Annotated in this window: 15 protein-coding genes; 5 read left to right on the plus strand and 10 right to left on the minus strand. The window is 73.4% G+C overall.

Annotated elements, in window-relative coordinates; all coding sequences use genetic code 11:
* Nucleotides 1-4 precede the first annotated feature (4 nt).
* Together AB0937_RS06520 and AB0937_RS06525 are read right to left on the minus strand one after the other, a co-directional pair.
* Nucleotides 5-610: a sulfite oxidase-like oxidoreductase gene (locus AB0937_RS06520; protein ID WP_366709898.1), complete on the minus strand. Its 606-nt coding sequence runs from the start codon at nucleotides 608-610 to the stop codon at nucleotides 5-7.
* An 86-nt stretch (nucleotides 611-696) separates the two neighbouring features.
* Nucleotides 697-1,134: a MarR family winged helix-turn-helix transcriptional regulator gene (locus AB0937_RS06525; RefSeq protein ID WP_366709899.1), complete on the minus strand. Its 438-nt coding sequence runs from the start codon at nucleotides 1,132-1,134 to the stop codon at nucleotides 697-699.
* Between the two features lie 270 nt (nucleotides 1,135-1,404).
* Between AB0937_RS06525 and AB0937_RS06530 the strand changes: the two genes are divergently transcribed.
* Entirely contained in the window at nucleotides 1,405-2,208 is an 804-nt protein-coding gene (locus tag AB0937_RS06530; RefSeq protein WP_366709900.1) for a putative protein N(5)-glutamine methyltransferase, read from the plus strand.
* 6 nt (nucleotides 2,209-2,214) lie between these two features.
* On the opposite strand, the gene AB0937_RS06535 is transcribed toward AB0937_RS06530, so the two are convergent.
* Entirely contained in the window at nucleotides 2,215-4,293 is a 2,079-nt protein-coding gene (locus AB0937_RS06535; protein WP_366709902.1) for a SpoIIE family protein phosphatase, read from the minus strand.
* A 251-nt stretch (nucleotides 4,294-4,544) separates the two neighbouring features.
* On the opposite strand from AB0937_RS06535, the gene AB0937_RS06540 reads away from it, so the two are divergent.
* Nucleotides 4,545-4,913 (plus strand): hypothetical protein, encoded by a 369-nt coding sequence (locus AB0937_RS06540; protein ID WP_366709903.1) that lies wholly within the window; start codon nucleotides 4,545-4,547, stop codon nucleotides 4,911-4,913.
* Nucleotides 4,914-4,928: 15 nt separating this feature from the next.
* Here the strand turns inward: AB0937_RS06540 and AB0937_RS06545 are convergent, their stop codons facing one another.
* Both AB0937_RS06545 and AB0937_RS06550 read right to left on the minus strand, forming a co-directional pair.
* Complete coding sequence (locus tag AB0937_RS06545) at nucleotides 4,929-5,591, minus strand: peptidase dimerization domain-containing protein (protein ID WP_366709904.1); 663 nt, start codon at nucleotides 5,589-5,591, stop codon at nucleotides 4,929-4,931.
* Nucleotides 5,588-6,097, minus strand: coding sequence for a M20/M25/M40 family metallo-hydrolase (locus AB0937_RS06550; RefSeq protein ID WP_366709906.1), 510 nt, complete (start codon nucleotides 6,095-6,097; stop codon nucleotides 5,588-5,590). The genes AB0937_RS06545 and AB0937_RS06550 overlap by 4 nt, the downstream gene beginning before the upstream one ends.
* A 97-nt stretch (nucleotides 6,098-6,194) precedes the next feature.
* Here AB0937_RS06550 and AB0937_RS06555 point away from each other — a divergent pair, with 97 nt between their 5' ends.
* Both AB0937_RS06555 and AB0937_RS06560 read left to right on the plus strand, forming a co-directional pair.
* Nucleotides 6,195-8,210 carry an NADPH-dependent 2,4-dienoyl-CoA reductase gene (locus AB0937_RS06555; protein WP_366709907.1) on the plus strand — a complete coding sequence of 672 codons (2,016 nt, stop codon included), beginning with the start codon at nucleotides 6,195-6,197 and terminating at the stop codon, nucleotides 8,208-8,210.
* A 28-nt stretch (nucleotides 8,211-8,238) separates the two neighbouring features.
* A complete protein-coding gene (locus AB0937_RS06560) occupies nucleotides 8,239-8,787 on the plus strand; it encodes a PadR family transcriptional regulator (protein WP_366709909.1) in 549 nt (182 codons plus the stop codon).
* A 96-nt stretch (nucleotides 8,788-8,883) separates the two neighbouring features.
* Here AB0937_RS06560 and AB0937_RS06565 read toward each other — a convergent pair whose 3' ends face one another.
* Nucleotides 8,884-9,423, minus strand: a complete 540-nt coding sequence (locus AB0937_RS06565) for a hypothetical protein (protein WP_366709910.1) — start codon at nucleotides 9,421-9,423, stop codon at nucleotides 8,884-8,886.
* Between the two features lie 177 nt (nucleotides 9,424-9,600).
* A complete protein-coding gene (locus AB0937_RS06570) occupies nucleotides 9,601-10,662 on the minus strand; it encodes a fibronectin type III domain-containing protein (RefSeq protein WP_366709911.1) in 1,062 nt (353 codons plus the stop codon).
* A 341-nt stretch (nucleotides 10,663-11,003) separates the two neighbouring features.
* Between AB0937_RS06570 and AB0937_RS06575 the strand changes: the two genes are divergently transcribed.
* The gene (locus AB0937_RS06575; protein ID WP_366709912.1) at nucleotides 11,004-11,702 is read left to right on the plus strand and encodes a glycoside hydrolase family 75 protein; all 699 of its coding nucleotides are present in this window, start codon (nucleotides 11,004-11,006) and stop codon (nucleotides 11,700-11,702) included.
* A gap of 304 nt (nucleotides 11,703-12,006) precedes the next feature.
* Here the strand turns inward: AB0937_RS06575 and AB0937_RS06580 are convergent, their stop codons facing one another.
* The 3 genes from AB0937_RS06580 to dhaK are packed head-to-tail and all read right to left on the minus strand — an operon-like array spanning nucleotide 12,007 to nucleotide 14,050.
* Entirely contained in the window at nucleotides 12,007-12,417 is a 411-nt protein-coding gene (locus AB0937_RS06580; RefSeq protein ID WP_366709913.1) for a PTS fructose transporter subunit IIA, read from the minus strand.
* Entirely contained in the window at nucleotides 12,410-13,009 is a 600-nt protein-coding gene (gene dhaL, locus AB0937_RS06585; protein ID WP_366709915.1) for a dihydroxyacetone kinase subunit DhaL, read from the minus strand. The genes AB0937_RS06580 and dhaL overlap by 8 nt, the downstream gene beginning before the upstream one ends.
* 48 nt (nucleotides 13,010-13,057) lie before the next feature.
* A complete protein-coding gene (gene dhaK / locus AB0937_RS06590) occupies nucleotides 13,058-14,050 on the minus strand; it encodes a dihydroxyacetone kinase subunit DhaK (protein ID WP_366709916.1) in 993 nt (330 codons plus the stop codon).
* Nucleotides 14,051-14,146 lie beyond the last annotated feature (96 nt).

The following is a 14,146-nucleotide window of genomic DNA, read 5'->3' on the forward strand; positions in this document are numbered from 1 at the left end:
GGTCTCAGTCACCGGAGTACCTCTGCTCCTCCCAGGGGTTGCCCCGCTCGTGATACCCGTTGCGCTCCCAGAAGCCCGGCTCGTCGTGGTCGAGGATCCGCAGGCCCGCCACCCACTTGACGCTCTTCCAGAAGTACAGGTGCGGCACGACCAGCCGGGCCGGGCCGCCGTGTTCGGGGGCGAGCGGCCGCCCGTCGTACTCCCAGGCGATCCAGGCGCGGCCGCCGGTCAGGTCGGCGAGAGGGAGGTTCGCGGTGTAACCGGTGTGCGCGTAGGCGACGGCATGGGTGGCCGAGCCATGGGGCCGGACCACATCCAGGAACGCGTCCAGGGACACGCCCGCGAAGCGCACCCCGAACTTCGACCAGCTCGTCACGCAGTGGATGGCGCCCTCGTACGCCGACGGCTCCAGCCGGTGCGCCGCCTCCCAGTCCCAGGTGCGGGGCGCGGCCACCAGCCCGTCCACGCGGAAGGTCCAGTCGGCGGCCGCCAGCTCGGGAGTGACCTCGGCCGACAGGACGGGCCAGTCGTCGCCCGCGTCGTACTGGCCGGGCGGCAGACCGGGGTCGGCGACGCGGGGACGCCCGGTGAAGCCTCGGGTGATGTGCATGCGGTGGTGCCTCCGGGCGGGCCGGCGGTGCCCCGCCGGACCGGTGTGCTCAATGTGTGCGTACTCAACCGTACGTGCCGGGTGACCTAGTCCTGCCGGCCGGGACCGGGTGAGGCGTTGTAGCGGACGAGGTAGTCCGCGAACCGGCTCAGGTCCTCCGCGGGCCAGTCGGCCAGACGTTCCCGGAAGGCAGCACGGCGGCTCTCGGTGGCCTGGGCCAGGATGCGCCGCCCGGCTCCGGTCAGGTGCAGCACCTGGACGCGGTGGTCCGCCGCGTCGGGGCGGCGCTCGATGAGACCGGCGCGCTCCAGTCCCGTCACCTGGCGGCTGACGGTGGACTTGTCGAGGGCGTAGTGGGCGGCCAGGTCGGTGGCCCGGCACCCGCCGCTCTCCTCCAGGTGCCCGAGCAGCGTGTACGACACCAGTGACAGCTCGGGGTGCATCCGGCCCGCCGCGGCCCGGGCCCGGCGGGCGAAGACCGTCATCTCCCGCTGGATCGTCTCCAGGGCGTCTGCGGTGTGCACGGGACCTCCCTCACCGGCGGTGCTGCTCACTCCTCCCATGGTTGCACGGCCCAACCACCCGGCCGGCGTCGTCCCGGGGCCGTACCGGGCCGCGGACCCGTCGGGTAGGGTTGCCGTCCGGCCCGGTAAGGACCCGGCCGTCGGAAGCCGAGGAGGTGAGACCCATTACCGCTGTGTCAGCTCGGGTGCTCTCCTCTCGATGTCGCGCGGATCGCCGGTCGTAGGCGATCCCCGGAGCGCCCTTCGGTTCCCGAAAGGCTCTGGGCTTCCATGCCGTCTGTGTCCGCAGTCCCCCCTTCCACGCCGTCGTCCCGTGACTCCGTCGTCGTCGCCCTGCGCACCGCGGGCTGCGTCTTCGCCGAGGACGAGGCCGAGATGATCCTCGCCGTCGCGCGCACCCCGGCCGAGACCGCCGCCATGGTCGAGCGTCGTGTCGCGGGTCTGCCGCTCGAACTCGTCGTCGGCTGGGCCGAGTTCCGAGGCCTGCGCATCGCTGTCGCCCCGGGCGTCTTCGTGCCGCGGCGGCGCACCGAGTTCCTGGTGGAGCAGGCCTTGCGGCGGGCCTCGGGCGCCGCCGTGGTCGTGGACCTGTGCTGCGGCTCGGGCGCCGTGGGAGCGGCCCTGGCCGCCGGCCTCGGTGACGTGGAACTGCACGCCGCCGACATCGACCCGGCCGCCGTGCGCTGTGCCCGCGGCAACGTCGCCGCCGTCGGCGGCCGTGTCCACGAGGGCGATCTGTTCGAGGCGCTGCCGGTCGCCCTGCGGGGCCGCGTCGGCATTCTCGCGGCCAACGTGCCGTACGTGCCGAGCAGCGAGATCGGGCTGCTGCCGCAGGAGGCCCGTGACCACGAGCCGCTGGTCGCCCTCGACGGCGGCACGGACGGCCTCGACGTCCTGCGCCGCGTCGCGGCCGGGGCACCCCGCTGGCTCGCCCCCGGCGGCTGCGTCCTGGTGGAGACGAGCCGGCATCAGGCCCCGGCCGCCGTCGAGGCGTTCGAGCGCAACGGCCTCACGACCCACCTGGCCGTGTCGGAGGAGCTGTACGCCCACGTGGTGATCGGCGTCCGGCCGTGAGGCCGCTCAGTCCGGCGTGGTCGCCCGCGCGATGAGCAGCGCCACGTCGTCGAAGTTGTCCGGCTCGTGCAGGGTGCGCAGCAGCAGGTCGCAGACGTCCTCCAGCGGCAGGTCGGGCCCGTCGAGCAGGGACAGCAGCGTCTCGAGCCGTTCGTCGATCGGGTCGCGGCGGGTCTCGACGAGACCGTCGGTGTAGAACACCAGCAGGTCGCCGGGCTCGAGGTCGACGGTGGTCGTGGAGAAGGCGACACCGCCCACGCCGAGCGGCACCCCGGTCGGCAGTCCGAGCAGCTCCGGCGGCCGGCCGGCCCGGACGCGTACCGGCGGCAGATGCCCGGCGTTGGCGATCCGGCACTGCCGCAGATGCGGGTCGTGGACGGCGTAGACACAGGTGGCGATGGCCTGCTCGAGACCCGCGGTGATCTTGTCGAGGTGTTCCAGGAGGACGTCCGGATCGAGACCGAGGGAGGCGAGGGTGTGCGTCGCCGTGCGCAGCCGCCCCATCGCCGCGGCCGCGGGGATGCCACTGCCCATCACATCGCCCACGACGAGCGCCGTCCGGTCGCCGTCCAGCGGGATCACGTCGAACCAGTCGCCGCCCACCTCGCTCGTGGCCCCCGCCGGCTGGTAGCGGGAGGCGACCTCCAGCCCGCCCGTCACCGGCGGATGAGTGGGCAGCAGACTGCGCTGCAGGGTGAGCGCGGTCTCCCGGGCGCTCTGGTACCAGCGGGCGTTGTCGATCTGCACGGCGGCCCGGGCGGCCAGCTCGCGCGCCAGCAGCAGGTCGTCCTCGCTGAACGGCAGCGGATTGCGGGTGCGCTTGAGGTCCAGGGCCCCCAGCACCTCACCGCGCGCGATCAGCGGTACCGCCAGATAGGAGTGCACCCCGGCCCGGCCCAGCAGCTCGGCCGCCTCCGGGGAGCGGGCGATGTGCACCAGGTCCTCGTCCTTGACCTCCGGCAGCATCACGGGGCTCGCCGTGCGCACGCACTGGGTGACCAGCCGGTCGGGGGCGTACCGCGCCACGTGGCCGGGGGCGTCGGCCGCCTCCAGGGCCTCGGCGGAGTCGTACCCCTGTACCGCCAGCGCCCGGATCACGGCCGACTCGGCGGGCCCCAGACTCGTGCGCCGGCCCTGCACCACCGCGTCCAGCAGGTCGACCGCCGCGATGTCGGCGAGCTCAGGCACGGCCACGTCGGCCAGCTCGCGGGCCGTGCGGTCGAGGTCCAGCGTGGTGCCGATCCGGCCCGAGGCGTCGGCGATCAGGGCCAGACGCCGGCGTGCCGCCTCCGCCTCGATGCCCGCCCGGTACTGCTCGGTGACGTCGACGATCGAGACGGCGACGCCCAGCACGGTCCCGAAGGCGTTCTCCAGCCGGTACAGCGAGACCGACCAGGCGTGGTCCTGGTGCGGGTCGGTCGGGGTGCGGCCGATCGTGGACCGGTCGACGACCGGCGTGCCCGTCTCCAGCACCCGGCGCGTGGCGGCTTCCAGGGCGTCCACGTCCATCCCGGGCACCACCTCGCGGGGCGTGCGGCCGAGGTGCTCCTCCGCCGGTACCCCGTTGATCTCCTCCAGCGCCTTGTTGACCGAGACGTAGCGCAGCTCGGTGTCCAGCACGGCCAGTCCGGTCGGGGATTGCGCGATCATCCGGGTCGACAGCGCCACCTCGCGCTCCAGCCGGTGCACGGTGCTCTGGTCGGCGCACAGCCCGAGCGCGTAGACGTCGCCCTGGTCGTCCAGCAGCCGCATGTTGCGGAACTCCACCAGCCGTGTGGCACCGTCCTTGCGGCGGATCGGGAAGGCTCCCGCCCAGCTCTGGCCGGTGCCCATGACGTCGGCGAACAACTTGACGACGAGGTCGACGTGCTCTTCGTGGACCATGATCCGGGCGGCGTACTGCCCGAGGGCCTCCCGCGCCTCGTACCCGAACAGCTCCTCGGCCTGCGGGCTCCACAGCACGATGCGGCCCTCGGCGTCCAGGACTACCGAGGCCACGCGCAGCACGTCGAGCAGCCCGCTAGGGCGCGCCGATCCGCGCACCGGACCGTCGCCTGCGGATTCGGGAGACCCGGCTGCACTCATCCCACGCCCCGCCTTCGCCGTCCTCGCGGCACGCCGTCGTGTGCCGACACCCCATGTTCTACCGCGCGGAGCCGTTCCCGAAGGCCCCTTCCGTCACCTTCCACCATCTCCCAACACGGCCCGGACCGCCCCGCAAAGTCCGTCACCGGGAGAAGGGCACCGCCGGTAGTGCTCGCCGAAAGGTGGTGCTTTGCTGGGGTAGGGGCGGATACGGCAAGCCGGTTGCCATGTAAGGAGCGATCACGATGGTGATGAACCACGAGCGACCGCACCCCCACTCCGTCTCGGTGGAGATCAGCGGGTGCAGCAAGCACGACGCCCGGACCGTGTTCGACGCACTGTGCTCCTGCTACGAGTCCGACCGGTGTGCCGACGACGTGCCGGAGGAACTGCACGAGACCCGCCCGACCGTGTGGCTCGGCACGTTCGACGTCGCCGACGAGCACGAGGGCGCGCGGCCGGTTCACCTGTCGTCCTCCGTCGACGCCGACCTGCACGGCGGCTACTGGGCGATCGAACGGTTCCGCACGACCCTGGAATCACTGTTCGACGTGCACGACCTGAGCACGGTCTCCGGCGACCAGGAGAAGGAGCTGCACGTGCGTCTGCAGAGCCGGTGACCGCCTCCTCTCGCCTCACCCCGTGAGCAGGCCGAGGACCGCCCGCCGGTAGACGGCGTGCACCACGGGCAGGTCGGCCAGGTGCACGAGTTCGTCCACGCCGTGCAGCCCCTCATAGGGCAGGCCGAACCCGGCCGTGGCCGGGATTCCCTCGGCCGCCAGGAGATTGCCGATGTTCGACGGGCCCGCCGTCTTGGCCCGCACCCGCAGCCCCTGCCCGGCCGCCGCGCCCAGGAGCGCCGCGGCCGGCTGCTCGTCCGCGGCCAGCCGGTACGGCGGCCAGGACGCCACCGCGGTGACCTCGGTCGGCCGCGGGGCGGGCAGCGCCGCGTCCAGCCCTGACGCCGCCGCACGCACCAGGTCCTCGGCGTCCCGGGCGCCGAACCCCGGCGTGGTGCGCACGTCGACGCCGATCTCGCAGCGGTCGGGGACGGCGGAGAAGCCCTCACCGCCGCGGCAGTAGGTCACCGTCAGCCTCGGCGGCAGCGGGAGCTCCCCGCTCGCCCCGGGCAGCGGGGACGCCTCCAGCAGCCGTACGAGATGTGCCGCCCGCGACACGGCGCCCACCACCGTCCGGCGCGCCCCGGAGTGCCCTGACGTGCCGTGCACGGCGATCCCGGCCCGCCAGAGCCCGCGCCCGCCGACGACGACCTCGTCCAGGCCCGGGTAGCCGATCACACCCCGGCCGGGCGGACCGCGTCCGGGTCGGCGAGGCAGGCCCGGGCGCCCCCGAAGCCGCCGGTGTGTTCGCCGGCGTCGAGCAGCACCGCGAGCCCGCCGTGCAGCTCGTCCGCCCGCCCCTGCAGCTCGGCCGCGATGCGGCAGAACAGGGCGGCGGCGAGCTTGGAGTCCGCGGCGCCCCGGCCGCGCAGCCGGCCGTCGACGACGTCCCCGGCGGCGGGCGGGAAGGACCACGCCGTCTCGTCGCCGTACGGTGCGGTGTCCACGCAGGCGTCCAGCGCCCACCAGGGCCCGGGCCGTCCGCCGGCGACCTCCACCAGCAGCGCGACCGGGCTGCGCGTGTCGCCGTACAGCCGGCGGTACGGCAGTCCGTGCCCGGCGAGCCCGTCCTCCAGGACCCCCAGGACGGGTGCGGGGGCGTCGAGCCCCGCCCGGCTCGGCCGGCGGATCAGCGCGCCCGCGAGGTCCACCACGTCGGTCAGCGGGGCAAGGTCCCTGGCCATGGCTCCACTGTGCCCTCCATCACCTTGTGCAACTAGTTGCATAAACGGTCGGTAGTCCTCTACAACTACAGGCACGACACCGCGCACGGAGGGCCCGATGAGCCGTTACCCGCACCTGCTGACCCCCCTCGACCTGGGCTTCACCACCTTGCCCAACCGGGTCCTCATGGGCTCCATGCACGTCGGCCTGGAGGAGGCCGAGGGCGGCTTCGCGCGCATGGCCGCCTTCTACGCCGCCCGCGCCCGCGGGGGAGTGGGCCTGATCGTCACCGGCGGTATCGCCCCCAACGACGAGGGACGGCCCTACGAGGGCGGCGCCAAGCTCACCACCGAGGAGGAGGCCGGGCAGCACCGGGTCATCACGGACGCCGTGCACCGCGAGGGCGGGCGGATCGCGATGCAGATCCTGCACTTCGGCCGCTACGCCTACCACAAGGACCTCGTCGCGCCGAGCCCGGTCCAGGCGCCGATCAGCCCCTTCCCGCCGCGCGAGCTCACCGACGCCGACATCGAGCGGACGATCGACGACTACGCCCGCGCCGCCCGCCTGGCCCGGCAGGCCGGCTACGACGGCGTCGAGATCATGGGCTCCGAGGGCTACCTCATCAACGAGTTCATCGCGCAGCAGACCAACCAGCGCACCGACCGCTGGGGCGGCGCGTACGAGAACCGCATGCGCTTCCCGCTGGAGATCGTGCGCCGGGTACGCGAGGCCGTCGGTGAGGACTTCATCGTCATCTACCGGCTGTCCATGCTCGACCTCGTCCCGGGCGGCTCGACGCTGGACGAGGTCATCACTCTCGCCAAGGCCGTGGAGGCCGCCGGGGCGACGATCATCAACACCGGCATCGGCTGGCACGAGGCCCGCATCCCCACCATCGCGACCTCCGTGCCGCGCGGCGCGTACACGTGGGTGACCAAGCGGCTCATGGGCGAGGTGTCGGTCCCGCTCGTCACCACCAACCGCATCAACACCCCCGAACTCGCCGAGGAACTGCTCGCCGAGGGCGCCGCCGACATGGTGTCGATGGCCCGCCCGATGCTCGCCGACCCCGACTTCGTCACCAAGGCCGCCGCCGGCCGGCCCGAGGCGATCAACACCTGCATCGGCTGCAACCAGGCCTGCCTCGACCACACGTTCAGCGGTCTGATCACCTCCTGCCTGGTCAACCCGCGCGCCTGCCACGAGACGGAGCTCGTGCTCTCCCCGACCCGGCTGCGCAAGCGCGTCGCCGTCGTCGGAGCCGGACCGGCCGGCCTCGCCTGCGCGGTCTCCGCCGCCGAACGCGGCCACGACGTGACGCTGTTCGACGCGGCGGACGAGATCGGCGGCCAGCTCAACGTCGCCCGCAAGGTCCCGGGCAAGCAGGAGTTCGACGAGACGCTCCGCTACTTCCGCACCCAGCTCGACTGGCACGGCGTCGACGTCCGGCTCAACACGCCCGTCACGGCCGCGGACGTCGACGACTACGACGAGGTCGTCGTCGCCACCGGCGTCACCCCGCGCACCCCGGAGATCCCCGGCGTCGACCACCCGAGCGTGGTCGGCTACCTCGACGTCCTGCGCGACGGCGCACCCGTCGGCGACCGGGTCGCGGTCCTCGGCGCGGGCGGCATCGGCTTCGACGTCGCCGAGTTCCTCACCGACGGCGGGGACAAGGCCCACGAGGACCCGGCGACGTACTTCCGCCAGTGGGGCGTCGACATGGACTACAGCGGCCCGGGAGGCCTCGCCGCGCCCGATCGGCCCGCCCCGCCGCGCACCGTCCACCTGCTCCAGCGCAAGACCTCGAAGGTCGGCGCCGGCCTCGGCAAGACCACCGGCTGGATCCACCGCACCGAGCTGAAGCTCCGCGGCGTCACCATGGTCCCGGGCGTGCGCTACGACCGGATCGACGACGCCGGTCTGCACATCACCGTCGGCGAGGAGAGCACCGTCCTCGAGGTGGACACGATCGTGCTGTGCACGGGCCAGGAACCGCGCCGGGGCCTGTACGAGGAGCTGATCGCCGCCGGCCGCAGCGCGCACCTCATCGGCGGCGCCGACGTGGCCGCCGAGCTGGATGCCAAGCGCGCCATCAAGCAGGGAACGGAGCTCGCAGCCGCCCTGTAGTGCGGATACGCGTCCCTAGGATGAGGCCATGTCACTCCCGCACGCGATCCTCACCGCCCTGCTCGAGAAGCCGTCCTCGGGCCTGGAGCTGACCCGCCGGTTCGACCGGTCGATCGGTTACTTCTGGTCGGCGACGCACCAGCAGATCTATCGCGAGCTCGGGAAACTGGAGGCCGACGGCCTCATCAGGGCCCTGCCGTCCGAACAGCCGGCCCGAGGGCAGAAGAAGGCCTACGAGGTCCTGCCCGCGGGCCGTGCCGAACTCGCCCGGTGGACCGCCGCCTCCCAGGACCCCCGACCGCACCGCGACCCGCTGCTGCTGCGGCTCAGGGCGGCGGCCGTGGTCGGCACGGAGGGCCTGGAGGCCGATCTGCGCCGCCACCTGGAGCTGCACGAGCGGCAGCTTGCGGAGTACGAGGAGATCGAGAAGCGCGACTTCCCGCCCGGCCGGGACGGCGCCGAGGACCGGCTGCGGCACCTCGTGCTGCGGGCCGGGATCGACCTGGAGACCTTCTGGACCCGGTGGCTCAGGCACGCCTTGGCGGACTTCGCCGAACTCCCCGACGAGGCCACCTGACCGGCCGACCGTCCGCCCCGTCCGACCCGGTCGGGACATGACGTCGGCCCGCCCGCCCGGAGCGCTTCGGGGGAGCGGGCCGACGTACGTACCGGGTCAGAGCCGGTACGGCTTGTTGCGCCTGCGCAGGTACCAGGCCGTCCCGATGAGGCCGGCTCCGACCAGCGCGCCGCCCGCCACCAGCGCCTCGGTCCCGTAGTCCGTCGTGCTGCCGCCGACCCCGCCCATGACGCCGCGGGACGGCGAGACGGAAGGGGACGCGGACCGCGAGGGGGAGGGGGCGGTGGAGACCACGACGGACTGCGTGCCCGCGGTGGTGCCGTCCGAGCAGACGACGATGACCGTGTACGTGCCCGGGGAGACGTTCGACCAGGCCGCCGACTGACTCGTGGACGTCCCCGACAGCGTCACCTGGCGGCCCTGGGCGAAGCTGCCCTGGCTGCTGGTGAGGAGCGAGGCGGTGCCCCAGCTGCCGTTGATCTGGGTGCACGAGCTGGTCGTGACCGACACCGTGGAGCCGGTCGTGCTCACGGAGATGCCCGGGCCCGCGACGGCGGGTACCGCGGCCAGGGCGAGGGGCAGCGCGGCGACTGCCACGGTCAGGCCGGAGCGGAGAACTGACGATGAGTTGCGCATGTGGACTGCCCTCCGGCGGCACGGTCGGCGGTACATCCCTTGCGCCGCCGAGGGTCGGGGAGCGCCCGTGCTGCCTCGGAGTCAGCCAAAGCGACCCCGGCCACGGCCGCACTCCGAGCGCCCCCGTGCAGGTGACGCCTTCCTCCTCCCGGTCGATGACAGCCGAGGACGCATTCGTCAGCGCCCCGTCGTCACCACGCGCTCCGCGGAGAAACCTCCCCAGGTGCCGTCCGGCAGCATCGCCCGGACGCGGACCCGGTGCGTGACACCGGCCCTGCGCCCCACGTAGAAGCTGTACGCCGCCCGCGCGCGCGGGGCGCTGCCGCCGTACACGAGGGACGTCGCCGGCCGGCCGTCGAGCTGGATCCGGTACTCGGTCACCTCACCGTCCACCCGGGGCGGCACCCAGCTCAGGTCGAGGTGGTAGGCCCCGTCCTCGCGGTGGGATGTCGCCCGGAACTCCGTGGGGGCGGTGGCGCGGCCGTCGTCGGTGCCCGGGGTGGTGAGGCGGACGGCAGGCCCGGCGGGGGAGACGTTCCCCGCCGCGTCCCTGGCCCGGACGGTGAACGCGTAGCGCGTGCCGGGCCGCAGCCCCGTCAGTACGGCGGCCGTCTGCTGCCCGCCGACACTGTGGATCTTCGTGTCTCCCTGATGGATGTCGTACGACACCACTCCCCGGTCGTCCGTCGAGGCGGACCAGGACAGCTGGACCGCTCGGCTCCCCGCTGCCCGCCCCTTGGACGACGACGGCCGGCTCGGTGCGGAGCGGTCGTCCGCGACGGCCGCGGATGTCCTGGCCCGCACCTCGCGGCTGGGCGGTCCGAGCCGCCCGCCGGCGTCCCGCGCGCGAACGGAGAAGACGTACGGCGTGGCGGGCCGGAGGCCGGTGACATCCACCATGTGCTGCGCACCCGGTACCTCCTCGACCTTCGTGGTGCCCCGGTACACCTCGTAGGCCTCGGCCCGGGCGGTCGTGTTCCACATGACGTGCACGCTCCTCGCGCTGCCCGCCACCGCGGTGACACCCGTCGGGGCGCCGGGCACACGGCCGCCGTCCCCCTCCCGCGCCCCTGCCCCACCGCAGGCCGTCACCAGCGTGAGGGTTCCGCAGAGCGCCAGGCGGCGGAGGAGGGACGAGGGGGTCGAACGTCCTCGCACGGCACTGCCTCCCGTAGGTGGTCGGCCGACAGAGACACCGAAATGGTCCGTACCAATATGACGTCGTTGGCGGGAGCACATCAAGGGGGCGTCCGGGCTGAACCGGCATGTCCCTGACCGCAACCGCGTCAGCCCCGGGCCGTGCGTGACCACCCGGGAGCGTCAAGCATGCTGGGGGCGTCACGGCCGAACTCCAGCTGAAAAGCGGAGAGTTCGAGCCCGTCGCACGGACCGCTGTCATGACGGGCCCCGTGCCGGCCCGGGTGGCCGGACAGCCGGATTCTTACGCGGACTCAGGTCCCCGGCTCCCGTCGGACGTTGGGGGCATGCACCGTCCGGCCCCCCAGCGGTGGCCGGGCGATCACCCAGGGGACAGATTGGGCTGAGTGCCCGTCAGGTCCCCAGCGAGAGGCTCCCGTATCGTGCTTGTCCATTCGCTCACTGTGGCCGCGGCCGGTGCCGCCCTGCTCGCCCCGACGACACCCTCCGCCGCCCACCCCCGGCCCGCGCTATGGCGCGAGAGCACCGTGCGCGCCGCCGACCTGCTCGCCGAGGTGCGCGACTGCGTCCCCGTCTCGCGCGGCCGCTACCGCGGCGACGCCGGCGCTTCCGCGAAGATCCCCGTCTGCGGCACCCGCGACGTCGTGTTCTGGAAGGCCGACATGGACATCGACTGCGACGGCCGGCCGGGGCCGCGCTGCAACTCCCGGACCGACCCGTACTTCGCGGCAAGCACGGCCTACTCCCAGTCGGACGGCCGCCCGTTGAGCGCCGAACGCCTGCCCTTCGTCGTCGTACCCGCTCCGAGCGCTCTCTGGGACTACCGGGCGCACGGTATCGGCGGCGGCTCGGTCGTGGCCGTCGTGTACCGCGACCGCGTGCAGTACGCGGTGGTGGGCGACGTGGGCCCGCAGGGCGTCATCGGGGAGGCGTCCTACGCGACCGCCAAGGCCCTCGGCATCCGCGCCGACCCGCACGGCGGCGGCGCGCCCTCCGGCGTCACCTACATCGTCTTCAAGAACACCAAGGTCTCGCCCATCGAGGACGCCTCCGCCGCCGTGGCGGAGGGGGAGCGGGTCGCGAAGCAGTTCGTCGCCCGGGGACGGGTGAACGGAGGCTGAACAGCTGACGGCACACACGGGCGGGCCTGCGGCAGGGCGGAGCGCCGGAGGGCTCGCGGCCGGGTGCACCGCCGGCGGTCTGCGGTCGGGCGGATTTCCGGCGGGCCCGCGGCCGGTGCACCGCTCGCGGTTCCGCGGTCGGGTGGACGTGCGCCGGCCTGCGGCCGGGCGCACCGTCGGCCGGGCCCGCGGTCGGCCGGGCATCTCATGGGCGGGCCCGTTGCCGGCCCTGCGGCCGGGGCGCCACCGGCGGGCCTGCGGCCGGGCGTGGCACCGCTCGGGTGTGCCCGGCCGCATCCGCCGCTCACACCTTCCGGTAGGTGTACGCCTCCGTGGCGGCCGCCTCCACCGCTGCCAGGTCCGCCCCCGTGGACGCCGTGACGACCGCGGCCACGGCTCCCTCCACGAAGGGCGCGTCCACCAGACGTGTGCGCTCGGGGAGTTCGTCGCCCTCCGCGAGCAGCGCCTTCACCGTGAGCACCGCGCTGCCCAGGTCGGTCAGGACGGCCACTCCGGCACCGCGGTCGACGGACGCGGCCGCCGCGGCGATCAGTTCGGAGCTGGTGCCCAGCCCGCCGCCCTCGGTACCGCCCGCCGCAGCGACCGGCACCGCCGGAGCACCGCCCGCGAGCCCTTTCGCCAGCGCGGCGACCGAAGCGGCCACCTCCGCGCTGTGCGACACCAGCACGATCCCCACCAGCTGCTCGTCACTCACCGGCGGCCTCCGCGAGTCCGGCGATCAGCAGGGCCGCCGACGTGGCCCCGGGGTCCTGGTGGCCGATGCTGCGCTCGCCCACGTAGCTCGCCCGGCCCTTGCGCGCCTGCAGGGGCGTCGTCGCCACGGCGCCCTCCTCCGCGGCGGTCCGGGCCGCCGTGAACGAGTCGCCGAGCGCGTCCACCGCGGGCACCAACGCGTCGATCATGGTCGCGTCACCCGGGGCGGCGCCGCCGAGCGTCATGACCGCGTCCACCCCCGCCCGCAGGGCCTCGGCCAGCTGCTCCGCACTGACCTCGCCGGCATCGCCCAGCGCCTTGCCGGTGCGGCGCAGCAGCGTCCCGTACAGCGGCCCCGAGGCGCCGCCGACCGTCGAGATCAGCTGCCGCCCGGCCAGGGTCAGAACCCCGCCGGGCGTGCCCGGGGCCTCCTTCTCCAGTGCGGCCGCCACGGCCGTGAACCCGCGTTGGAGGTTGCTGCCGTGATCGGCGTCCCCGATGGGGGAGTCGAGGGCGGTGAGCCGTTCCGCCTCACGGTCGACGGATGCGGCGGTCGCCGTCATCCAACGGCGGAAGAAATCGGCGTCGAGCACTGGCTCTCCTTGCCTGGTAGGTACTGGGTGATCGTCTACCTCCGCGCGTCACACGCCCCAGCGCAGACCCGGAGTCTGCACCGGCGCGTCGTACAGCCGCAGCAGTTCCTCGTCGACCTGGCACAGGGTGAGCGAGGCGCCCGCCATGTCCAGGGAGGTGACGTAGTTGCCCACGAGGACGCGGGCCACGGGGACGCCGCGCTGCGCGAGCACCCGGTGCACCTCGGCGTTGAAGCCGTACAGCTCCAGCAGCGGTGTCGCGCCCATGCCGTTCACCAGGACCAGTACCGGATTGCGTGGCTGGAGGTCCTCCACCACCGCCTCGACGGCGGCTTCGGCGATCTCCCCGGAGGTCATCATGGCGCGCCGCTCCCGGCCGGGCTCGCCGTGGATGCCGATGCCCAACTCCAGCTCACCGGGCGGTAGATCGAAGGTCGGGCTGCCCTTGGCCGGGGTGCTGCACGCGCTCAGCGCGATCCCGAAACTGCGGGAGCTCTCGTTGACCTGCCGGGCGATGGCCTGGACCCGCTCCAGGGGCATCCCCTCGGCAGCGGCGGCGCCCGCGATCTTCTCCACGAACAGGGTCGCGCCCGTACCGCGCCGGCCCGCCGTGTACAGACTGTCGGTCACCGCCACGTCGTCGTTGACCAGCACCTTCGCCACCTGGATGCCCTCGTCCTCGGCCATCTCCGCGGCCATGTCGAAGTTGAGCACGTCACCGGTGTAGTTCTTCACGATGAACAGCACGCCGGCGCCGCTGTCGACGGCGGCGGCCGCGCGCAGCATCTGGTCGGGCACGGGGGAGGTGAACACCTCGCCCGGGCAGGCCGCCGACAGCATGCCGGGACCCACGAAACCCCCGTGCAACGGCTCGTGCCCCGAGCCTCCGCCCGACACCAGCCCCACCTGTCCGGCGACGGGAGCGTCCCGCCGCACGATCACCCGGTTCTCCACGTCCACGGTCAGCTCCGGGTGGGCAGCCGCCAGACCGCGCAGCGCATCCGCGACCACGTTCTCCGGGACGTTGATGAGCATCTTCACGGGTACCTCCTAGACAACCTAGTAGATGAGCCCTCGAACTCCAGCTTCGCAGCCCACATGACGTTTGACCAGTTGTCGATCTTGGCTGCCCGTATC

It is taken from the genome of Streptomyces sp. NPDC047880, from assembly GCF_040706515.1.
Classification (GTDB): domain Bacteria; phylum Actinomycetota; class Actinomycetes; order Streptomycetales; family Streptomycetaceae; genus Streptomyces.

Bases quoted from the DNA above. Each gene is read 5' to 3' on its own strand.
- AB0937_RS06520 (WP_366709898.1), bottom strand. From the start codon at position 610: ATGCACATCACCCGAGGCTTCACCGGGCGTCCCCGCGTCGCCGACCCC.
- AB0937_RS06530 (WP_366709900.1), top strand. From the start codon at position 1,405: ATGCCGTCTGTGTCCGCAGTCCCCCCTTCCACGCCGTCGTCCCGTGAC.
- AB0937_RS06535 (WP_366709902.1), bottom strand. From the start codon at position 4,293: ATGAGTGCAGCCGGGTCTCCCGAATCCGCAGGCGACGGTCCGGTGCGC.
- AB0937_RS06540 (WP_366709903.1), top strand. From the start codon at position 4,545: ATGAACCACGAGCGACCGCACCCCCACTCCGTCTCGGTGGAGATCAGC.
- AB0937_RS06550 (WP_366709906.1), bottom strand. From the start codon at position 6,097: ATGGCCAGGGACCTTGCCCCGCTGACCGACGTGGTGGACCTCGCGGGC.
- AB0937_RS06555 (WP_366709907.1), top strand. From the start codon at position 6,195: ATGAGCCGTTACCCGCACCTGCTGACCCCCCTCGACCTGGGCTTCACC.
- AB0937_RS06560 (WP_366709909.1), top strand. From the start codon at position 8,239: ATGTCACTCCCGCACGCGATCCTCACCGCCCTGCTCGAGAAGCCGTCC.
- AB0937_RS06565 (WP_366709910.1), bottom strand. From the start codon at position 9,423: ATGCGCAACTCATCGTCAGTTCTCCGCTCCGGCCTGACCGTGGCAGTC.
- AB0937_RS06570 (WP_366709911.1), bottom strand. From the start codon at position 10,662: ATGTGCTCCCGCCAACGACGTCATATTGGTACGGACCATTTCGGTGTC.